This window comes from Xanthomonas dyei, from assembly GCF_002939865.1.
Taxonomy (GTDB): domain Bacteria; phylum Pseudomonadota; class Gammaproteobacteria; order Xanthomonadales; family Xanthomonadaceae; genus Xanthomonas; species Xanthomonas dyei.
The window spans coordinates 18426-40286 of sequence record NZ_MDEE01000037.1 but is presented as its reverse complement, the minus strand read 5'-3'; the positions used below and the strand labels follow the sequence as shown (position 1 = coordinate 40286).

Annotated in this window: 14 protein-coding genes and 1 pseudogene; 6 read left to right on the top strand and 9 right to left on the bottom strand. The window is 65.7% G+C overall.

What is annotated here, in order from left to right; genetic code table 11:
* Positions 1–54 precede the first annotated feature (54 nt).
* On the bottom strand, positions 55–2718 hold the full coding sequence (gene plsB / locus XdyCFBP7245_RS18910) for a glycerol-3-phosphate 1-O-acyltransferase PlsB (protein WP_104617002.1): 2664 nt from the start codon (positions 2716–2718) through the stop codon (positions 55–57).
* Positions 2718–3692: a hypothetical protein gene (locus tag XdyCFBP7245_RS18905; RefSeq protein WP_104617001.1), complete on the bottom strand. Its 975-nt coding sequence runs from the start codon at positions 3690–3692 to the stop codon at positions 2718–2720. The genes plsB and XdyCFBP7245_RS18905 overlap by 1 nt, the downstream gene beginning before the upstream one ends.
* A gap of 405 nt (positions 3693–4097) precedes the next feature.
* On the opposite strand from XdyCFBP7245_RS18905, the gene XdyCFBP7245_RS18900 reads away from it, so the two are divergent.
* The 4 genes from XdyCFBP7245_RS18900 to XdyCFBP7245_RS18885 all read left to right on the top strand — a co-directional run bounded on the left by XdyCFBP7245_RS18900 (position 4098) and on the right by XdyCFBP7245_RS18885 (position 13316).
* The gene (locus XdyCFBP7245_RS18900; protein ID WP_104617000.1) at positions 4098–5150 is read left to right on the top strand and encodes a LacI family DNA-binding transcriptional regulator; all 1053 of its coding nucleotides are present in this window, start codon (positions 4098–4100) and stop codon (positions 5148–5150) included.
* A gap of 166 nt (positions 5151–5316) precedes the next feature.
* Positions 5317–8352: a TonB-dependent receptor gene (locus XdyCFBP7245_RS18895; RefSeq protein ID WP_104616999.1), complete on the top strand. Its 3036-nt coding sequence runs from the start codon at positions 5317–5319 to the stop codon at positions 8350–8352.
* Positions 8353–8655: 303 nt separating this feature from the next.
* Complete coding sequence (locus tag XdyCFBP7245_RS18890; RefSeq protein ID WP_104616998.1) at positions 8656–11688, top strand: TonB-dependent receptor domain-containing protein; 3033 nt, start codon at positions 8656–8658, stop codon at positions 11686–11688.
* A 107-nt stretch (positions 11689–11795) separates the two neighbouring features.
* Complete coding sequence (locus XdyCFBP7245_RS18885; RefSeq protein WP_104616997.1) at positions 11796–13316, top strand: tryptophan halogenase family protein; 1521 nt, start codon at positions 11796–11798, stop codon at positions 13314–13316.
* A 502-nt stretch (positions 13317–13818) separates the two neighbouring features.
* Here the strand turns inward: XdyCFBP7245_RS18885 and XdyCFBP7245_RS18880 are convergent.
* The 3 genes from XdyCFBP7245_RS18880 to XdyCFBP7245_RS18870 all read right to left on the bottom strand — a co-directional run bounded on the left by XdyCFBP7245_RS18880 (position 13819) and on the right by XdyCFBP7245_RS18870 (position 16387).
* A complete protein-coding gene (locus XdyCFBP7245_RS18880; RefSeq protein WP_146091697.1) occupies positions 13819–14415 on the bottom strand; it encodes a hypothetical protein in 597 nt (198 codons plus the stop codon).
* Positions 14416–14693: 278 nt separating this feature from the next.
* A complete protein-coding gene (gene pyrF, locus XdyCFBP7245_RS18875) occupies positions 14694–15425 on the bottom strand; it encodes an orotidine-5'-phosphate decarboxylase (protein WP_104616995.1) in 732 nt (243 codons plus the stop codon).
* Positions 15422–16387: a 5'-nucleotidase, lipoprotein e(P4) family gene (locus tag XdyCFBP7245_RS18870; RefSeq protein ID WP_104616994.1), complete on the bottom strand. Its 966-nt coding sequence runs from the start codon at positions 16385–16387 to the stop codon at positions 15422–15424. The genes pyrF and XdyCFBP7245_RS18870 overlap by 4 nt, the downstream gene beginning before the upstream one ends.
* A 310-nt stretch (positions 16388–16697) precedes the next feature.
* On the opposite strand from XdyCFBP7245_RS18870, the gene XdyCFBP7245_RS18865 reads away from it, so the two are divergent.
* Both XdyCFBP7245_RS18865 and XdyCFBP7245_RS24815 read left to right on the top strand, forming a co-directional pair.
* Positions 16698–17354 (top strand): YceH family protein, encoded by a 657-nt coding sequence (locus XdyCFBP7245_RS18865; protein WP_104616993.1) that lies wholly within the window; start codon positions 16698–16700, stop codon positions 17352–17354.
* Positions 17355–17379: 25 nt separating this feature from the next.
* Positions 17380–17555 (top strand): annotated as a pseudogene (locus XdyCFBP7245_RS24815) (hypothetical protein); the annotation flags it as partial.
* A gap of 134 nt (positions 17556–17689) precedes the next feature.
* Here XdyCFBP7245_RS24815 and XdyCFBP7245_RS18860 read toward each other — a convergent pair.
* From XdyCFBP7245_RS18860 to XdyCFBP7245_RS18845, 4 genes are read right to left on the bottom strand one after another with little or no spacing between them, the layout of a single operon-like run.
* On the bottom strand, positions 17690–18541 hold the full coding sequence (locus tag XdyCFBP7245_RS18860) for an STM4011 family radical SAM protein (RefSeq protein WP_104616992.1): 852 nt from the start codon (positions 18539–18541) through the stop codon (positions 17690–17692).
* 7 nt (positions 18542–18548) lie between these two features.
* On the bottom strand, positions 18549–19910 hold the full coding sequence (locus XdyCFBP7245_RS18855; RefSeq protein WP_104616991.1) for an STM4012 family radical SAM protein: 1362 nt from the start codon (positions 19908–19910) through the stop codon (positions 18549–18551).
* Positions 19907–20725, bottom strand: coding sequence for an STM4013/SEN3800 family hydrolase (locus tag XdyCFBP7245_RS18850; RefSeq protein WP_104616990.1), 819 nt, complete (start codon positions 20723–20725; stop codon positions 19907–19909). Before XdyCFBP7245_RS18850 ends, XdyCFBP7245_RS18855 begins: the two co-directional genes overlap by 4 nt.
* The gene (locus XdyCFBP7245_RS18845; RefSeq protein ID WP_104617010.1) at positions 20718–21848 is read right to left on the bottom strand and encodes an STM4014 family protein; all 1131 of its coding nucleotides are present in this window, start codon (positions 21846–21848) and stop codon (positions 20718–20720) included. The genes XdyCFBP7245_RS18850 and XdyCFBP7245_RS18845 overlap by 8 nt, the downstream gene beginning before the upstream one ends.
* Positions 21849–21861 lie beyond the last annotated feature (13 nt).

Sequence of the window (21861 nt, the reverse complement as noted above, 5' to 3'; positions counted from 1 at the left end):
AGCAATGCCGCGCGCTTCGCCACGTGCGCGGCTCTTGCCGCCAAGACCGCTGCCTCACTCCGGCGGCAACACCGCATCCGGTTTTACCGCCGCCGGACTGACCCGCTCGATGGTGTGGCGCAGTTCGCGGCCGAGGATGAACTTGGCATCCTTGGCCCATGCATCCAGCCGCTCATCGAACAGCAGCTTGCTGTTCTCGTCCGGCCAGACCAGGCGCAGCTCGCGCAGTTTCTGGATGAAGCTGCGGAACAGGGTCTTGTCGAAGAACTCCGGCGCGGCAGGTGCGTACAACAGGCTCAGACGCTGCGCCGCCTGTTGGCACAGGCTTTCCAGTTCGCCAGCGCCGAGCACGCCGGGGCCGTTTTTCACCAGCACCGAAATGGCGATGTAATAGCGCTCGAATGCCTGTTGCAACGAGTGGCCGATGGCGCGCAGACGGAACACTTCATCGGTCTGCCCGGTGTTGCGGGTCAGGATGCCGCCGTCGTCTTCGGTCACATTGAGCAGCAGGCCTTCGCGCACGAACATGTCGATGGTCTGTTCGATGCGTTCGGCAAAGCGGTCTTCGCTCCACGGCAAAAACAGCTCGGCCTGCAGGAACGGGTACACCGTGCGACCCAGCCGGATCAGACCGGCGCGGCTCATGCGGCGGTTGTTCTGGAAGCAGCACGCCACCCACGACGATGCAGTGAACAAATGCAGCACGTTGTTGCGGAAGTAGCTCAGCAGCACCGCGGTATCGCCGCTGACGCTGAGCACATCGCCCAGCGGGTGCGACACGCGCGTGAGCACGTTGATCTCTTCGGCGTGGGTGATGATGCGTGCCGGGGTATGCGGAGTCACGGTGACGCGGTCCGAGTACGGCATTTCCGCCAGCAGCTTCTTGCACAACTCGATCTGCGCGATCAGATCGGCCTCGCCCATCGCGTGCTTGGGCGTGGACAGCAGCGCCAGCGCCAGCAGGTTGATCGGGTTGACGTCGGCCGCGCAGTTGATGCGGGTCTGGATCTGCGTGGACAAGGTGTCCACCGCCGGTGCCAGCCAGCTGGGTTTGGCATCTTCCGGCAGCGGCTCGCCATCCCAATCCGGGGCGTGCTTGGCCAGCACGTCGTTGAGCGCGATCGGCTCGCCGAAGTTCACCACCACCTGGCCGTAGTTCTGCTTGAGCACCTTGGGGATCGACCACAGCAGGCCCCAGATGGATTCCTTTTCCTTCGGCCGGCCGGTGAGCTCGTCGAGATAGCTGTTGCCTTCCATCAGCTTCTCGTAGCCGATGTAGACCGGCTGGAACAGCACCGGCTTGCGCGGCTGACGCAGGTAGGCACGCAGCGTCATCGCGATCATGCCGCCCTTGGGCTGCAGCAGACGTCCGGTGCGCGAGCGCCCGCCTTCGACGAAGTATTCGATCGAATAGCCGCCGGCCACCAGCTGCGCGACGTATTCGCTCAGCACCGCCGAATACAGCGCATTGCCGCGGATGCTGCGGCGGATGAAGAACGCGCCGCCCTTGCGCAGCAGCGTGCCCACCACCGGCAGATTGAGGTTGATGCCGGACACGATGTGCGGCGGCACGATGCCGCGTTCGTACAGCAGGTAGCTCAGCAGCAGGTAATCCATGTGGCTGCGGTGGCTGGGCACATACACCACTTCGTGCCCGGGCGCGGCCTGCTTGAGCTTGTCCAGGTGATGCACCAGCACGCCGGCGTAGATGCGGTTCCACACATGGGTGAGCAGGAAGCTGGCCGAACGCACCACCGGGCTGGAATAGTCGGCGGCGATCTCCCACGCATAGGCATGCGCCTTGCGCCAGGCATCGACCGGCTTGGAGTTGTCGCGCTTGGCCTGGGTGGCGATGGCTTCGCGTACCGAATCGGCGGCCAGCACCTGGTCCACCAGAAGACGGCGGGTGGACAGATCCGGCCCGATCACCGCCTCGCGGATCCGCCGGAAATGCGTCCGCAGCACGCGCTGCAACTTGCGCAGGGTGCGCTCGGGCGGCAGGCCTTCGGCCATGGTCTGGCGCAGCGAGATCGGCGGCGCGAAACGCACGATGGTGGTACGGCCATTGAGCAGTACCGCCAGCAGGCGGCGGAAACGGCCGACCAACGCCCAGTTTTCCGAGAACAGCACCGCAAACCAGCCGCTCTGCTTGTCCGGCGCACGCCCGACGAAGATCGACACCGGCACCAGATGCACGTCCAGATCGGCGCGCACGCGGTGCGCCTGCAGCAACTTGGCCAGCGAGTCGGAATGGGTCTTGCCGCCGCGTTGTTCGGGGATCAGCGAATTGCTGCTGCTGCGCCGCGACAGCGCCAGGTAGGCGCGCTTGCGCTCCAGCGGGTCGCCCGGCAGCGGCACCAGTGGCGATGGCAGGCCAGCCTCGCGGCAGGCCTTGTCCAGGATCAGGGCGCTGGACAGGCCGTAGTCTTCCAGGACATAGACCACTGGCTTGCCGTCGTCATAGCGCCCGGGTTGTTCGGGTTCGATGGTCAGGCTCAGCCACGGGTCGGCCAGTCGACCGAGCAAGCGCGCCCACCACGGGCGTTTGGCCTGACGTGCGGTGGCCAGCAGCGGCGCTGCCGGCGCCGCTGCCTCCGGCGTCACGGCGGCGGACAACGGCAACGCAGCCGCGCTCGCGCCGGGGTCGGCGACCGAGGTGGTCGGGGCAGGCTGGCCGTCCGGAAACGGCAGGGGGTTCTGTTCTGGCATCGCGGTCATTATCGCCCAGCCGGGCGTTGCCCGGCGTCCGTGGCCGGTGGCGGCGGTGCCCGCGCCGTGTCGGGGGCTGCCGCAGCATCGGGTAGGGGCGGAGCCGGCAGGGCGTCGAGCAGCGCCTGTATCTCGTTCTGGGTCTGTTGCTGGTACCAGTGCCCATCGCGCTTGATCAGCGCCACGGTCAGGTCGATGGCGTGCGCCGCCAGCGGATAGCGCAGCCGCACCTGGGCGCTGTCGCCGTCCTGCTTGATCAGCCCGGTGCGCAGCGCGTCCAGGCTGGTGTCGATCGACAGGTCGTAGCGCTCCAGCACCTTCTTGCACGCGGCCCAGAACGGCCCCAGCCGGCGCAGGCTTTCTTCCATGCCCAGCCGTTGCAGGTCGGCGTCGGAGGTGATGCCGGTGGCGCGGGCCGCGGCCACCAGGTCGGCGATGCTGGCCTTGGCGCGCGGACGATCGGCCAGCGGCGCGGTGGTCGCCCAAGCGCTCAGCGCGTCGACCAATTGCACGTAATGGGCGCGCTGCTCGGGCTGGTAATCGCTGCGGCTGCGCAGGTACTGCACACCGAACTGGCCCAGCGACTGCGCCGCCTGGGCGATGCCGCGCGACTGCCCGGCCAGCTGCGCGTCGAAGGCCTGCTGCAGGCGGCGCTCGGCATCGGGCGCCGACAACGACCCCAGCAGCGCACCGACTTCGTTGGGCAGCGGCAGCTCGGTCAGCGGCCAGCGGCTGGCACCGCTGCGCCAGGCCGCTTCCAGCTGGGTGTATTGCGCAGGCGTCACCCGGATCCGCGCATAGGCGACCAGATCGTTGCGCCGCAGCGGCAGGGTCATCGACTGCATCGCGGCGGCCGGCTCGGCGGTGGCACCGGGCAAGGGGGCGGCGGTGTCGTTGCGCTGGCAGCCGCCAATGCACAGCGCAGCCAGCAGCACCCACGCGATGGACTGACACCGGCCGGCGCGGACGGTAAATGGCGACATGCGCACGATGTTCCCCTGATCGATCGGCGCATCTTGCTGTCTGAATGCACTGGCGGCAAGGCGCGGCACGACCGTGCGCCACGGTATGGTTCAAAGATGTTACTTTTTCGTAGTTCCCGCGTGATGTCAGCCGGTGTCCGACATTGGCTGCTGTTGTCTTATTCGGACAACTTTGTCCACCAATCAGGTCGCAGCCCTTGTCCCAGCGATGTTTGACCCAATGGTGCGGCGCATCATGTAAGCGCTTGCAGTTCCTGCTAGCGTGCGCGCCATCTCGCTTCGAGGTCGCCATCGGATGGGGCCGATGACATTTATGCGCCTGTGCGACACGAACGTTCTGCGCCAGCAGACCGTGCGCCCTGTGCTGGCGTGCGGTCGCCACCGCCTTGTTTTGGAGAAAGCGCCATGAGTCGGCCCCGTTCGGAAGGCGGCAGCGTCACCATCAAGGATGTGGCGCGCGAGGCGCAGGTGTCGGTGGCCACGGTGTCGCGCACCATGAACGGGCATCAGCATGTGGCCGAGTCGGTCCGCGAGCGCGTGCTGCAGGTGGCGCGGGCGCTGAATTACATCCCCCATCACGCTGCGCGCAGCCTGAGCAGCCGTCGCACCCACACCATCGGGGTGGTGCTGCCGGACCTGCATGGCGAGTTCTTTTCCGAATTGATCCGCGGCATCGACCAAGTGGCGCGCGACCAGGGCTACCACTTGTTGGTGTCCAGTTCGCACGGCGACCCGCAAGCGCAGCGGCGCGCCCTCGAACGCCTGCCTGGGCGCGTGGATGGCGTGGTGGTGATGTCGCCATCGCTGGGCGATTCGGGTGTGCATGAAGACGCGTTGCCTGGCGGCTTGCCGGCGGTGCTGCTCAATTGCGCCGGCAGCGCCAGCCAGCGCCCGGTGCTCAATGTCGACAACTACGGCGGCGCGCGGGTGATGACCCGCCACCTGCGCGACAGCGGCCACCGCCGCATCGCCTTCATCGCCGGCCCCACCGACAACTTCGACGCGCATGAGCGCCTGCGCGGCTATCGCGACGAGTTGGCGCTGGATGCGGATGCGCAGCCGTGGGTACTGCCGGGCAACTTCGACGAAGAATCCGGCTACCGCGCCGGCCAGACGTTGGCGCAGGACACGCGCCCGGACGCAGTGTTCGCCGCCAACGACATGATGGCGCTGGGCTGCCTGTTCGCGCTCGGCCATGCCGGGTTGAAGGTGCCGCAGGACATCGCGCTGGCCGGCTTCGACGATGTGCCGATGGCGCGGTACGTGTTGCCGGCGCTGACCACCATGCGGGTGGATATCGCCGGGCTGGGCGCGCGTGCGCTGCGCTTGCTGCTGGGCCAGCAGTTGGTGGATGCACCCGCGCCGCCTGCCGATGCCGCGCCGCCGGCGTTTTCGGAAATGGTGCCCGAGCTGATCGTGCGTGCGTCCAGCGCGCCACGCGCCTCGCCTAGCGGCTGACACCATGCGCCACATCGCATCTTCACGAATTCTTTGCAGTTTCTTATGCTTTTTATAACGCCTGTCGTTTGTTTGTTGCCGTTCTGCTGTCTTTGAAACAACGCACTACCCGCGCCACGCCGACCACTTTGCCGGTACGCGCCTGACCCCTGGGAGGGGGAAAGTCATGAAGAGCTACCGCACCGTGTCCACCCTGCCGGCACGCAGCCTGTTGTGCTGCGCCCTCGCCGCTTCGTTGTTGTCCGCCGCTCCGGCGATGGCCCAGTCCAGCAATGCCACATTGCGCGGACAGGTCGCCACGTCCCAGGCGGGCACCACCGTGACCGCGACCAACGTCGCCAGCGGCGCAGTGCGACGGGTGACCACCGGTGCGGACGGCACCTATGCGCTGGTCGGCCTGCCGCCGGGCACCTACAAAGTGGATGCCGGCCCGGGTACCGAAAAGACCGTGACCTTGTCGGTAGCCTCGTCGGTCAGCCTGGATCTGGGCGGCGGCGATGCGCCGGCCACGGCGCCGGCCGGCACCGCCACCACGCTGGACGCGGTGCAGGTCACCGCCACCACGCTGCAGGAGGTCAAGACCTCCGAGGTGGGCACCAACATCTCGTTGAAGCAGATCAACACGGTGCCGCAGCTGACGCGTAACTTCCTGGAATTTGCCGACACCGTGCCGGGCATGCAGTTCGAGACCGATGCCAACGGCAACAGCCGCATCCGCGGCGGTGCGCAGGCCAGTTCGGCGGTCAACGTCTATATCGATGGTGTGGGCCAGAAGAGCTATCTGTTCGGCGGCGTCTCCGGCCAGCAGCAGAGCGCGGGCAACCCGTTCCCGCAGTTGGCGATCGGCGAGTACAAGGTCATCACCTCCAACTACAAGGCCGAGTTCGACCAGGTCGGGTCGGCGGCGATCGTGGCGTCCACCAAGTCCGGCGGTAACGAATTCCACGGCGAAATCTTCGGGCGCACCACCAATACCGATTTCCGCGCCCGCCAGGCCGACGAGCGCGCCGGCGCGCCCAATGCCGACGGCGAGAAGCGCAAGACCCACCAGGACGAGTACGGCATAGCCTTCAGCGGGCCGATCGTCAAGGACAAGGCGCACTTCTTCTTCAGCTACGAAGGCAAGGGTTTTGAAGTCTCGGCCAACCCGGTCGCGGTGCCGGATGCCTTCAGCGCACTGAGCGACGATTTGCCGGCCGGCGTGCAGAGCCGCCTGGGCTCGGTCACCCGTCCGTTCAAGGAAGATCTGTACTTCGGCAAGATCGATTGGGACATCGGCGACAACGACCGCCTGGAGCTCACCGCCAAGGTGCGCGACGAAGAAAGCCGCGACAGCGTGGGCGACCAGAACACCGCCATCGCCGCCAAGACCAATCTCAATTCCGAAGAACGCTACGACCTGCGCTGGCAGCATTTCGGCGAGAACTACGTCAACGAAGCGCGGGTGTCGTATGAAGACGTGCTGTTCAACCCCACCGCCTACACCATCGGCAGCCAGACCGTGTACACGCGCGGCGTCGCCGAAGACGATGTGCTGCTCAACGACGATGCCACCAGCGGCCTGGCGATTCAGCGCAAGGGACAAAAAGGCCCCAGCTTCCAGAACGACCTGACCTTCAACAACATCGAGTGGCACGGCAGCCACGTCATCAAGATGGGCGTGAAGTACAAGGAAGTGGAGTTGACCCAGAGCGAAAACTCCGCGGCCAACCCGTCGTTCTATTACGCGGTGACCGATGGCGCAGGCACTGCGTCCATTCCCTACCAGGTGCGCTTCAATCTGCCGTTTGCCGGCGCCGCGCCGTCGGTGACCACCACGAGCAAACAGCTGGGCCTGTACCTGCAGGACGATTGGGACGTCAACGACAAGTTGCAGTTGAACATCGGCGTGCGCTGGGATGGCGAAAAGATTCCGTCCTACCTGGACAACGTGACCCCGCCGGAAGTGATCGCCGCATTGAACGGCCCCGGCACCGACCCGGCGGTCAGCGCCACCTATGCCGAACAACTGGCCAAGGGCGGCGTGAACATCAACGACTACATCAGCAACGGCCGCAATCGCAAACAGGACAACAACAATTTCGCGCCGCGCCTGGGCTTTTCCTACGACTTCCGTGGCGACGAATCGCTGGTGCTGTTCGGCGGCGCCGGGCGCAGCTACGACCGCAATCTGTTCGACATCATGGGTTTGGAGCAGGTCAAGTCGGCGCTGTCGCAGTACACCGTCCGCTTTGTCGAATCCTCCGATTGCACCCCGGCGGCCGGCACCTGCACCAACTTCAATCCGTCCTTTGTCAGCAACCCGGATAGCCTGGGCGGCCTGGTCAATGCACGTGTGCGCAACGGCGAGATCGACCTGCTCAACAACGATCTGAAGACGCCGTATTCGGACCAGTATTCGCTCGGCCTGCGCACCCGCGTGGGCGAGTGGAGCAACTCGGCCACGGTGTCGTACATCCACAGCAAGGACGGTTTGATCCTGACCTTGGGCAACCGCTATCCCAATGGCGATTTCTTCCAGGCCGGCAGCCAGGCCTTCGGGGAGACAGCGGCCGGCTTCGGCAACCTGATCATCGGCAACAACGGTGTCGAAACCAAGACCGCGCAGCTGCTGCTGTCGACCGACAAGGCCTACACCAAGGAAAGCGGCTGGGGCCTGACCGCTGCCTACACGTTCTCGCACGCACGCGGTAACCGCGGCAACGACGATCAGTACGGCTTCGATGCGGCGACGATCGCCAACTACCCGTTCCTGGATCTGAACGCGGTACCGCGCCACCGGCTGGTGCTCACCGGCATCTACGATCTGTTCTGGGGCATCAGCGCCTCGGCCAAGCTGACCCTGGCCACGGTGGCGCCGCGCAACGAGGCGGTGTCGTTCGATCAGTACGGCGGCCCGACATCGGACAACATCCGCATCGTGTCGGTGGATGCACCGGGCGGCAAGTTCCTGGCCGGCGGCGACATCTTCGGCACGCGTCAGTTGGATCTGTCGTTGTCCAAGGACATGCATGTCACCGATGCACTCACCGTGCAGGTGCGTGGCGATCTGATCAATGCGCTGAACTTCCGCAACTACGACCAGTACGCCATCGACTGGGGCAATGCCGGCGTGTATAGCCCGCGCGTGAGCATCAACCAGTACGGCGCGATCTCCACACCGCCCCGTACCTTGTTCATGAGCGCCCGCATCATCTGGTAAGCCGGCCCCGCGGTCTGCAACACCGACTGGTGCAGATCGCAGGTGTCGCACGCTTCTGTTTTCCCGCGCACGGAGCTCGCGCCGTTCTGGACTGGTAACGCTTACTGGTTCGGTGCGGCGCATGCCGTATAGCGCACTTACTGCGCGCTGCGCCCCGCAACGTGTGCGCCTTTGCCGTTTTTGTTTGCAGTTGCTGTTGTTTGTTGCGTTGCCCGTTGTCCCGTCTCACTCACATCAAAGTACCAACCTCGACGCGCCAGTCACTCCACTGGTTCGCGCTTTACCCCTGGGAGGGGGAAAGTCATGAAGAAGCACCGCACCGTCTCCACCCTGCCGGCACGCAGCCTGTTGTGCTGCGCCCTGGCCGCCTCGTTGTTCGCCACCACCCCGGCCATGGCCCAGTCCAGCAACGCCACGTTGCGCGGCCAGGTCGCCTCCGCGCAGAGCGGCAGCGAAGTCGTCGTCACCAATATCGCCACCGGCTCGGTGCGTCGTGCGCCGGTCAATGCAAACGGCAACTACACCATCGTCGGGTTGCAGCCGGGTACCTACAAGGTCGAGTCCAACGGCGTCAGCCGCACGGTGACCTTGTCGGTGGCCTCCAGCGCCACTGTCGATCTGGGCACCGAGACGGCTGCACCGGCCGGCGATGCGACCACGCTGGAGACGGTAACGGTCAGCGCGCCGATGATTCGTGATGTCAAGACGTCCGAGGTGGGGAACACCATTTCCGCGCGGCAGATTCAGCAGTTGCCGCAAGCCACGCGCAACTTCCTGGAGTTTGCAGACACCGTGCCGGGCATGGTGTTTCAGGTGGACGGCAACGGCAACACCAAGCTGCGCGGCGGTGCGTCCAACGCCAGTGCCGGCAATCTGTATATCGATGGCGTGGGCCAAAAGAGCTACGTGCGCAGTGGCGGCGTCGCCGGCCAGAGCGATACGCAAGGCAATCCGTTCCCGCAGCTCGCCATTGGCGAGTACAAGGTGATCACCTCCAACTACAAGGCCGAATACGGCCAGATCAGTGGCGCGGCGATCACCGCGGCCACCAAGTCCGGCACCAACGAGCTGCATGGCGAAGTGTTCTATCGCTACACCGATCAGGATCTGCGCGATAAGCGGCCCGACGAGGAAGAAAACGGCAAGATCGACTCGCAGACCAAGGAATACGGGTTTGCGTTGGGCGGGCCGATCATCCAGGACCGCATGCATTTCTTCGTTGCCTACGAGGGCAAGGAAAACGTTGCGCCCAAGAGCGTGCAGCCCAGCGCAGAGGCGGCCACCTTCGTCAATCAGCTGCCGTCCAACCTGGCCAGCCAGTATGGCCCGGCCAACATGCCGTTCGAAGAAGACCTGTTCTTCGGCAAGATCGATTTCGAACCAACCGACCGCGATCGTATTGAGCTGAGCACGATCTACCGCGACGAAACCCAGACCGCCAATGTCGGCGGCACCAATACGCTGGCGCAGGCCACCGACAAGATCAACAAGGACAAGCGCACCAATCTGCGTTGGCAGCACAGCGCCGACAACTGGTTCAACGAAGTCATCGTCGGCACCGAGAATTCGGAGAACAATCCGACCCCGCGCACGCTGGGCAACGGCATCGTCTATACGTATTTCCAGCCACGTGCCGGCTCCACCGATATCGATGAGCGCACCTTTTTGACCACCGGCTCGGCCGGTGGCCTCAATGCGCAGCGCAAGAGTCAAAAAGGCTGGTTCATCCAGAACGATCTGACCTTCACCAGCTTCCAGTGGCACGGCGAACACACCATCAAGATGGGTGTGAACTACAAGGACATCGAGCTGACCTCGCAGGACGCCGCGGCGGTGAATCCGCAATTCAGCTACCGCGTCAACGGTGGCAGCGTGGAGTCCACGCCGTACCGCGTGGACTTCGTGGCGCCGTACACCACGCCCGGCCAGCGCGCCACGGTGGTGTCGCCGTCCAAGCAGTACGGTATCTACCTGCAGGACGATTGGGCCGCCACCGACAAGCTGATGATCAACATCGGCGTGCGCTGGGATTACGAAGACACCCCGGCTTACACCAACTTCGTCACCTCGCCGGACTTTGTCACCGCGCTCTACGCCAACGATGCCGAAAACCCGGGCCAACCGTGGGCCAACCGCCTGCTGCCCAGCGGCATCAACGTGGCCGACTACATCAGCACCGGCAATAACCGCAAGAACTTCAAGGATGCCTGGGCGCCGCGCTTCGGCTTCTCGTACGACTTCTTCGGCGATGAAAGCGCCATCCTGCACGGCGGTGCGGCGCGCTCGTACGACCGCAATCTGTTCGAACAGTTGGCACTGGAAACCAGCAAGGCGGCGTTGTCGCCGGTGGCGGTGTATTTCGAAAATCCGGCGTCAGGCCAGTGCTATCGCGCAGATCGCTCCTGCGTTGCATTCGACCCGCGCTATCTCACCGGCATCGATCAGCTCAACACCATTCCCGGTGTCAGCGGCAGCGCCGAGCTGTTTATGTTCAACAACAAGCTCAAGACGCCGTACAGCGATCAGTACAGCATCGGCATCACCAATCAGGTGGGCGATTGGTTGACCGATGTGACCTTCCAGCGCGTGCTGAGCTACGACGGGTTTGCGATGGGCCTGATCAACCGCTACCCGGATGGTTCGTACTTCCAGAACGGCAATGTGCCGTGGGGCGAGCCGGTGCCGGGCTACCAGAACACCATCCTGGGCACCAACGGCCTGGAGCAGCGCAACAGCCAGGTGCTGCTGTCGGCCGACAAGCCGTACACCAAGGAATCCGGTTGGGGCCTGACCCTGTCCTACACGCACACCAGCGCGCGCCAGAACCGCAACATCGACGAGCCATACGGCTTCGACAAGGCCACCATTCGCGACTATCCGTTCGTCAAATCCGACGCGGTGGCCACGCATCGCTTTGTGGCCTCCGGCTCGATCGATGGCCCGTGGGGCGTGACGTTGGGTGCCAAGCTGGTACTGGCAACGCCCGAGCCGATCAACACGATCGCTTGCTTCGGCTTCACCGATCCCGATGGTGCGACCTGCCAGCAGGTGGGCGTCACGCCGCCGGGCAGCGGCAAGTTCCTGGTCGGCGGCGATATCTGGGGCTACCGCACGGTGGACTTCCAGGCCACCAAGGAGTTCACCGTTGTTGGCGACTTCAAGCTCAATGCGCGGGTGAACCTGCTCAACGCGTTCAACTTCAAGAACTATAGTGCGTATTCCTATAACAGCTTCGGCAGCAATGGGCAGTTCGATCCGGATATCAGCCTCAACACCAGCGGCGAGATCAACTACGTGCCGCGCAGCGTGGTGTTGGAAGTCGGCGCAAAGTTCTGATTGAGCGTCATCGCCACACGCGTGCGGCTGCGCGCGTGTGGTCTTCGCAACGGGGCCAGCTGGCCCCGTTCGTTTGTCCGTCCTCTCTCGATCAGGAACGTGCAGGCATGATCCCCGCTCCGCTTCGCAACATCGTCATCGTCGGTGGCGGCACCGCCGGCTGGATGGCGGCCGCCGCCTTCGCGCGCGTGCTTGGCCCCACCTTCAACGTGCAGCTGATCGAGTCCGAACAGCTCGGCACCGTGGGTGTCGGCGAAGCCACCGTGCCGCACATCAAGGCCTTCAATAACCTGCTCGGCATCGATGAGGCCGAGTTCGTGCGCCAGACCCAGGGCAGCTTCAAACTGGGGATCGAATTCGTCGACTGGCAACGCCCGGGCAGCGCGTATATCCATGGTTTCGGCACGCAGATCGGCCACCCGCTCGGGCTGCTGCCATTCCATCAATACTGGATCAGGCAACAGCTGCGCGGCAAAGCGCAGCCGTTGGGCGCGTACAGTCTCAATACCGTGGCCGCCGCGCGCGGCAAGTTCATGACCTCGGCCGGCGACGTGCCGGCCACCTCGCCGCTGGCCAACATCGCCTACGCGTATCACTTCGATGCCTCGCTGTACGCGCGCTTCTTGCGCGGGTTTGCCGAAGCGCGCGGCGTGCGCCGCATCGAAGGCATGGTGGAGCAGGTGCAACTGCATCCCGAGTCGGGCCACGTGGTGTCGTTGCAGCTGGCGTCCGGCCAGGTCATTGCCGGCGATCTGTTTATCGATTGCTCGGGCTTTCGCGGCCTGTTGATCGAAGACGCGTTGCACACCGGCTACCACGACTTCACCCACTGGCTGCCGTGCGACCGCGCCCTGGCCGTGCCCTGCGAAAAGATCGGCCCGCCCACGCCGTACACGCGCTGCACCGCGCGCGCAGCCGGCTGGCAATGGCGCATCCCGCTGCAGCACCGCACCGGCAACGGCTACGTGTATTCCAGCGCGCACATCAGCGACGACGAAGCCGCCGCCAGCTTGCTCGCCAACCTGGATGGCGCCCCCTTGGGCGACCCGCGCCCGCTGCGCTTCACCACCGGCCGGCGCAAGCAGTGCTGGAACCGCAATGTGGTCGCGCTGGGCCTGGCCAGCGGTTTTCTGGAACCGCTGGAATCGACCAGCATCCATCTGATCCAGTCCGGCATTTCCAAGTTGCTGGAGCTGTTCCCGCGGCAGGGCATCAGCCCGGTGCTGGTGCAGCGTTACAACGACCGGCTGGCGTTCGAGTTCGACCGCATCCGCGATTTCCTGCTGCTGCACTACCACGCCACCGAACGCGACGACAGCGCGTTCTGGCGACACTGCCGGACCATGCCGATCACCCCCGAGCTGCAGGCCACGCTGGACCTGTTCCGCGACAGCGGGCGGTTCTATCGCAATGCCGAAGAGATGTTCGCCGAGATCAGCTGGGTGCAGGTGATGGTGGGCCAGGGCATCCTGCCGACCGGCTACCACCCGCTGGTGGACCAGGTACCGGACACCGACGCCGAAGGCTTCATGGCCAGCGTGGCGCAGACCATCAGCCACTGCGTGGACGTCATGCCGACCCACCAGCAGTTCATCGACCGCTATTGCAAGGCGGCGCTGCTGCGGTAAGTGCCCGCCGGTGCAGCGATCAGTACCGGGCGAGCGCCTCACGCCCTTGGCGAGGCGGTGCCGGGGTGGCGTGCGATCGTGCCGAAGACCCCGCTCCCAGCACGGTGCGCAGTCGGGTGGCAGCGGCGCATCTGCGCCGGGCGTCGGCCAAAAAAAAGGATCGGGCACACGGCCCGATCCCTTCGAAAACCGGGACAAGCCCGGTGGACAATGAGTGGCACAGCTTCCGACTGACATCGGACGCGGCATGCTAACCAGACTTTAACGTTAAAGCAACACTTTAAGAGTCTTTGCCTAAGATCTTGATTATTCAGCCGCTACGGCGATAGCGGCTTCGTTAAACAAGCCTGGGAAACTGCGTGCGAACTCTTGACTGCACTGGGCAACGTATTGCGCACTCACCTGCTTGACCGTCGCGTAGTCCATCGCTTGCCAGTCGGCGAAGGGTCATTCGATGGGTGCAGGATTGCAGCGTTGGGTGACCAGAGGTAGGACATGGTCATCATTCTTTTGAGCTGGCGGGGCAGCTGGGTAACGCAGCAGCAATGGCACGGCGTTCGGTCGTACCGTCGCGACGCGTCGTCAGCGCATACACATCGAGCTGACAGCGGCCTGCACCGAAGTCCAGATGCGCTTCGTAATCAACGCCCGATTCCGGCACGAAGCTGCGCGTCGTTACACAGGTCGGCCCATGTCCGATGGGGCTGTTACAGACCATCCGATAGCCAGGCGGCGCCTTGGGGCATGTCGGACTGGCCACCGCACCGGCGCTGAAGCCCACCACCATCGGTTCACCTGCCCGCACGGCGAGTTCCAGTGGGTGTTTGGGTGTGTCGCTCAGGCGTGGCATGCCCAAATCTTGACCACCAAACACGAGCGCGCGAGCGGCGCGGCCGAATCCCGGAACATTGGCGCGATCGCATGTGGTCCCTGGGTAGATCACGGTGTTGCCATCGTCGCCGACGATGCGCAGGCGCGTTCGTTGTCCGTCGGTAGGTTCGTCGTAGCGGAACAACTCCGGAACGTTGGCGACGAGAGAACAGCCGCCAATACCAGTCAAAAGCAGCGCCGCAATGAGCGGCCGGAAAAGATCTCGCATGACACATTATCCGAAGCCGGTGTCCCGTATCGGCAGTGTCCGGCAACGTTAGTTGCTGCGGCCACACCGTCCTTGGCGGATATGGCGCAGACACTAGCGCACATCGACATCCATGCAGACGATGGTCACCGTCTAGGTCGCCTGCTAATACAGATTCAGGCTTTCACGCAATCCTCACCAGCGGGCTACGCCTTACCCTGCGTGGGTGATTCCCCCACGCCAAGCGCGCGGCCGATGAAGCGGCGTGTCTTGCGTCATTGCAAACAACTAGGGGTGCCTTACTCGCGAGATCGCACTACTGCCATCGCAATCTCGGCCTGGATAGCGGCCGCCGCCGCTGCCGGGTCGGCGGCCAGGCGGATCGGCCGGCCGACGACAATCGCATCGGCGCCATCGGTGAAGGCCTGCGCCACGCCCACGGTGCGCTGCTGGTCGTCGCCGACCGGGCCGCCGGGACGGATGCCGGGGCAGACGATCGAAAAGGCCGGGCCGGTGGCGCGGCGGATCGGGCCGGCTTCCTGGCCGGAAGCGATCACGCCGTCGATGCCGGCGGCCTGGGCGGCCAGCGCGCGCTCCACCACCACGTCCACCGGTTCGCGGTCGATGCCCATCGCGGCCAGGTCCGGACGCCCCATCGAGGTCAGCACGGTCACTGCCAGCAGGCGCATGTCGCCCTGGTTGGCCTCGGCGGCGGCCTGCAGCATGCCGGCGTGCCAACCGTGCACGGTGCAATAGCTCACCGGCCATTGCGATAGCCGGCGGATGGTGCCGGCCACGGTGGCGGGGATGTCGAAGAACTTCAGGTCGACGAACACGCGCTTGTTGCGCTTGGCCAGGGCGTCGAGCACATGGAAGTACTCGCCCGACGCCAGCAGCTCCATGCCGATCTTGTAGAACGCCACAGAGTCGCCCAACCGGTCGACCCAGGCGATCGCCTCGTCATGGCTGGGCACGTCCAACGCGAAGATCAGCCGCTCGTGCGCGGCCAGCGGCAAGGGGGGGCGGCTCATCGTGCAAGCTCCAGTGCGGCGCGCTTGGCGTCGTGGCGGGTCTGCCAGGGTTGGGAATAATCGTTGTTGAACTGCGCCGGCTCCCAGCCGCCATAGCTGGGATTGGGCAGCATCCACCAGCGCTCGCCGAACCAGTCGTGGTACTGCTGCAGCAACGCGCCGCGCGCCTGGCTGGTGTTGGCGGTCACCTGTACGAAGTCGCCCAGTTGGTCGCCGAACTGCATCAACACGCGGTAGGTCTGCCCAGCCAACTGACGACGGCAGTTCTTCTCGCTGCCGTTCTGCTCGCAGCCTTGCACCACCGTGCCCAGGCCGAGGAACACGCTGTCGTCGGCCACCGGCAGGCCGGCGCTGCGCAGATTGGCCAGGGTGGCGTCCTTGAGGTGCACGGCGCGGTTGGAGATGTAGATCAGGGTGATGCCGCGGGCGTTGGCGGCCTTGGCGAAATCCACTACGCCGGGGATCGGCTTGGCCTTCTTCTCGGCCACCCACTGGTCCCAGCTCAATTCGTCGTACTCCTTGCCATCGCGCAGCAGGCGCGCCTGGTAGGGCGAGTTGTCCAGCACGGTCTCGTCCACGTCCAGCACCACCGCCGGCTTCAGGCCGGTAGCGGCATTGTCGCGTTCTTCCGGCACCAGCGCATCCCAATTGGATTGCTTGAGCGCGGCATCGAGCTTGTCCGCCGCAGCGCGGTAGGTCTGCTCGGCCACCGCACGGTATTCCTCCGAGCGCTGCATCCACAGCACCGCGTTGAGGTTGTCGTCGCCGGCTGGGGCGGTGCTGGCAGTGGGCGTGGAGGCCTGTTTCGCCGCAGCGGCACTGGCTGCCGCGTTGGCCGACACGGCAGCGGCTTGCGCACGCTCGCCCATCTCCTCTTGGCCGGGCTTGCAGGCGCTCAAGGCCAGCGCAGTGCAGGCGAGCAAGGACAACGGTGCGTAAAGCGAGGGGCGCATGGCATCCACCAGAACAGGAGCGGTAATGAAGAGCGCAATTTTAGCGGGTTCGCGCCGCACCGCTCGCCGCTGCCGAAGGCGCTGCATTCGAGAGCCGCAAAGGCACACCGCCGCTGGCCTGGTCGATCCGGGTTTTCGGTGCGACGGCCGGTGGCCGGATGGCGGCGCTGGTTGCGTCCCCACGCGCACGTCAGCTGCCGGCTCCGGCGCCGCAATGGCGCATCCATACCGACACGCCACGCTGCACGATCGCAGGGGCCGAAGAACGCCGATGCCGGATCGGCATATCCTTGCGGGCTGATCGCCCCTGGAGCCACCCATGACAGAGACCTCGCCACCGCCCGTCCTCGATGCCGCTCAGGCCCGCGTGCTTGGTTGCCTGATCGAAAAGGAAGCGACCACCCCGGACGCCTACCCGCTCACCGTCAACGCCGCACAGGTGGCCGCCAACCAGAAGACCGCGCGCGAGCCGGTACTGAACCTGCAGACCGGCGTGGTGCATCACGCGCTGCGCCAGCTGGAAACGCTAGGACTGGTGCGCCAGCAGTTCTCCTCGCGTGCAGAACGTTACGAACACCGGCTGGGCAGCGTGCTGGATCTGACGCGCCAGCAAGTGGCCCTGATCGGCCTGCTGCTGTTGCGCGGACCGCAGACCCTGGGCGAGCTGTTCGCGCGCAGCGAGCGGCTGGCGCGCTTCAACGATACCGACGACGTGCGCCATCACCTGGACCGGCTGATCCAGCGCAACCTGGCGGTACAACTGCCGCGCGCCAGCGGCCAGCGCGAAGAGCGTTATGCCCACCTGCTCAGTGGCGAGCTGGATCTCGACGCGCTGCAGGCCGCAGCCGCAACGCGCGAAAGCACGCCACGCGGCGCCGACACCGCCGCTCTGGAAGCGCGGGTGCAGAGTCTGGAAGAGCAGCTGCAGGAACTGCGCGAGCAGGTGACCGAGCTGCGTACCCGCTTGGGCGAGTAAACGCGGGGATTGAAGCGACTGCGCCGCCGCGTCGTGGGTGGCGTGCTGCTTCCAGAACAACCGCCGCATGAGCCGCGCCGGTCTGATCCGGCTGGGTCGCACGGTGTACCCGTTCCTGCAGACCGAGCTGTTGCTGCCGTGGAGCGAAGACCTTTTGCCGAACGCATCGAACAGACCATCGACATGTTCGTGCGCGAAGGCCAGGGCGCACGCCGCAATCTTCGGGGCGGCATTACGTGCGCACTCCGCTTCCGTCGCGCATCCATTCCGCCGAAGAACGCGCGTCGGGGGCTATCAGCCGCTCCGGGGCGAATCACCAGTCTGCAGTGGCCGGCTTACGCCGTCGCCGGCACCCGTTCCAGCACGCCGCCTGCATAGTCGGCCTGGAACGGCAGGTCCGGCCGATGCGCATAGCCGATGAAGCAATCGCATCGCGCATTGGGGCAGCTGCGGGCACGTAACTGCGTCGCGAAACTGCCGTCGTAAAGATTGCCCAGCGGTGTATCGACGAAGTGGCAGCGCCGCACGGTGCCGTCGCCATCCACCGACAACACCGATTCGCCGGTCAGGCAGGGCGCGCCGAAGCTCGGCGGCGGGGTCAGGTTGTAGCCGAAATGCGGATCGATCCGGCTCAAGCGCCGTACCTGCTCGGGCGTGTAGTAATCGGGCGGACGCGGATCGAAGGCGTTGAGCCACATCGGCGTGGTGTCGGGCAAGGCCGCACGCAGCGCTTCGATCTCGTCCATGTGCGCGTGCGCGGCGACCATGCCCACGCTGTGGCGCACGCCGCGGTCGCGCAACGCCTGGCAGCGCCGCAGGAAGGCCGCGCGCGTCACCTGGCTGGGATGGTAGGTGCACCACAACGCCAGGCGGTCGAGATTGGCCGCGTCGAGCCAGCGCATGCCCGTGCACAGGTTGGTCTGGATCGCTACGCGGCGCAGCTGCGGCAGCTGGCTCAGCTGCACCATCGCCTCGCGGTAATGCCGCCGCACCAGGCCCTCGCCCCAGGGCGTGAACAGGATCGACAACGGCCGCGTCTGCGCCTGTGCCCAGCCGATAAACCGCGCCAGATCCTGCGCGTCGCGACGCAGCGCGGCGGGGCTGTCGTAGGTCTTGGCGAACGGGCAGTAATCGCAGGCGTAATTGCAGCTGCTCAGCCGGCCGCGATAGAGCAATGACAGATGCATCGGCCGCTTACCCGACCTGGTACTGCTGCATACGCTCGACAATCGGCGCCGAGGTCAGCCACGGGCCGATGGTGTCGGCCCGCTCCATGCCTGCGGCGGTGAGCGCCAGCAGCGCTCCGTGCCGTTGCGCCAGACCCAGCGCCAGCAACTCCTGCAGCTGCGGCAAGGCATCCAGGCAATCGCGGCCGAAGCGCTGACGGAACTCATCGCAGTCCAGCCCCGGAAACACCAACAGCGACTGGATCGCATGCCGCCGCATGGCATCGTCGGCATCCAGCGCAATGCCGTAGTCGGCGCAGGCGAAGCTGGCCGGATCGCGCGCCAGATAGTGCTCGAGAATCTCCGCCACCGAGCGCCGGCTGACCCCGTATTCGCTGGAGTAGTGCAGGCCGGCGGTATACGAGCGCGCGCCGCAGCCGATGCCCACCATGCCATCGCTCTGGCAGCAGTACACCGGCGCCTCGCTATCGCGTGCATGCGGGGCGCGGAACATGCGCATCGACACCTGCGTGTAGCCGGCCGCCAGCAGATGGTCGCGCCCGGCGCGGTACAGCACCAGGCGCTCGTCCAGCGGCTCGGGTTGCAGCACGAAGCTGCGTCGCGTGCCCGCCTTGGCCTCGATCCGGCCCAGGCCGGTCATCGGACGCACGTACAGCGGGTACAGATAGAGTTCTTCGGGCGCATGCTGCAATGCGCTGTCGATGGAGGCCAGGAAACTGTCCACGGTCTGCCCGGCGATGCCGTAGATCAGATCCAGATTCAGCGTTGGAATGTCCTGGGCGCGAATGATGACGATCGCCCGCTCCACCGTGTCGCGTTGCTGCGGCCGCACCAGTGCGCTCACTTCGGCAGCGCTGAAACTTTGGATGCCCATGCTGACGCGATCGATGCCGGCCTGCCGGCAGACCCGCAGCCGCTCGGCATCGACGGTTTCCGGCGACACCTCGATGCCGGCCGGAATGGTGTCCAGCGCAATCGTCGCGTGGCGGTCCACCATGTCGAACACGCGCTGCAATTGCGCCGGATCCAAATAGCTCGGCGTGCCGCCGCCCATCGCAAAGCGCACGAAGCGGTGCGTGCCCAATGCCTGCACTGTGGCGCGCAATTGCTGCTCCATCTGCGCCAGATACGCCTCCACCTGCGCCGGTGCCGGCCGCGCCAGTGCGAACAGATTGCAGAACCCGCAGCGGTACGAGCAGAACGGAATATGCAGGTACAGAAACAGCGCTTGCCGGGGCTCGTCGGCCCAGACCTGCGACAACGGCACGGCCGGCTGCAGCGGCCGGTAACTGGTCTTGTGCGGATACGAGTACGAATAGGCCTGATACGGCGGCTGGCGCAGCAATTGGGCCAACGAAGGCAGGCTCATGGGGTCACCAGGAAATGGGCATAAGGCACGGTCATCACCACCTCGTGGGCCAGCCGATGGCCATGGTAGCCATCCTCGCCGTAGGCAGTGCCGTGATCGGAACAGACGATGGCAAACGCACCGCCGCGCGCACGCAGTGCGGCAAACAACGGCGCCAGCGCGGCATCCACATAGCGCAGCGCGGCGCAGTGGCTATCGAGATCGTCGCGCACCGCGCCGGGTAGGTAATGGCAATTGGGCTGATGCATGGCCGAGACGTTGATGAACAGAAAACAGCGGGTCTCGCGCAGCGCGGGGTCGCCCAGGCGTGCGCAGGCCAGCGCGACCTGGCGCTCGGTCGAATCGGCGGCGGTGACGCCAAACTCCGGCGACCAGTGGCTCTCGCGGAACAGGCCGGGCAACTGTGCGCCCAGCGCGTTGCGCTTGTTGAAGAAACCGGTGCCGCCGATGCACAGCGTGTGGTATCCGCAACGTGCCAGGCCATCGACGATAGTGCCGCTGTCGGCGAACACCTGGGTCTGCGCAACGATGGTTTCGCTGCCATCGAAGGCCAGCGCAAACAGGCGCGGATGCGGTCCCTGGCGCGCGGGAGTCGGCAAAAACCCCGCGAAAAACGCCGTGTGCGCCGCATACGTAAAGCTGCCCGGTGTGTGCCGCCGCTCCCAGCCGTCGGCCGGCAGATACGGCGCCAGCACCGGTAGTTCGCCCCGCGCAAAACAGCGCTGCGCAGCGTCGTAGCGCAGCGTATCCAAGGTGATCAGCACGATGTCGTGCGCACCGACAATCGCGCGCATGTCCGGCAGCAGCTCAGCCATGCAGCAGGCCCTCCTGGCGCGTGTCGACGGTCATGCCAGCAGCGGCAGCGACGGCGCCGAGTGCTGCCTGATCTTCGTAGGTGGTGCGTCCCTGCCAGCGCAGCTGCGGCAGCAGATCGCCAAAGCCGTTGGCTTCCAGCACATGGCAGCGCCCGGCGCGCTGGATCAGGTCGAAACCGATCATGCGACAGTCGGCAAACGCGCTGGCCGCCTGCGCCACGACGCTGGCCACCGCCGCATCCACGTCGGCACTCTGCCAGGCCTGCGCCGGCAGGCGCCGGTTGCCCAGGTGCAGATTGGTCAACGGGCCGCGGCTGGCACGCGCCACGCGTTGCCGCGCTGCGCCGTCGAACGCGACCACGCGCAGGTCGTAGTGATAACCGGGCAGGCCGGGCGCGCGCGGCTTGGGAATCCACTGTTCCAGGTAAGCGCCCTGCGCGGCGATCGCATCGACCAGCGGCGCAATCTCGTCGGTGCGGGTGTAGCGGCGCTGGCGCAAGGCGTTGAACACGCGCACCTGGCCATCCTGTACCACCAGCTCGGCCGAACCGCTGGCGATCTGGCGTCCATCGCGATGCCAGCGATACGCCAGCACGCCGGCACCGGAGGAGCCGTAGCGCGGCTTGAGAAATGCCTGGGTGCAGCCGCTGGCCTGCAAGCATTCGCGCAGGCCGGCGTAGCTGTCGACCGTACCCAGCAGGGCCGGCACACTGACACTTGCCGCGGCCAAGCGTTGCTGGCAGCCAAGTTTGTCGGTCATTGCCAGCAGGTCCGCCGGTGGATTGAGATAGCGCGCGGCCGGCAAGGTTGCGAGCAGGTCTGCAAACCCGGCATGCCACAGGTGCTGATGCGCCAGTTCGCCATGCGCCAATAGCGCAGGTGCCGGCCCTGGCTGTCCAAGGCAATGCCAACCGCGCACGATCAGCGCCTGATGCAACGCCGGCGCCTCGCCCGGCGATTCCAGCTTGACCAGCGCGGCCGGATGCTGCGCCAGCCAGTCCTGCAACGGCGCGGCGGTGTCCAGCAGCTGCAGATAATCGAACACCGTCGCCGCGGGCTGCCCCTGCGCCTGCAATGCCTGCTGCAGGGCGGCGACCCTGCGGCTGCCTCGCGGCCCCACCAACACCCAATGCGCG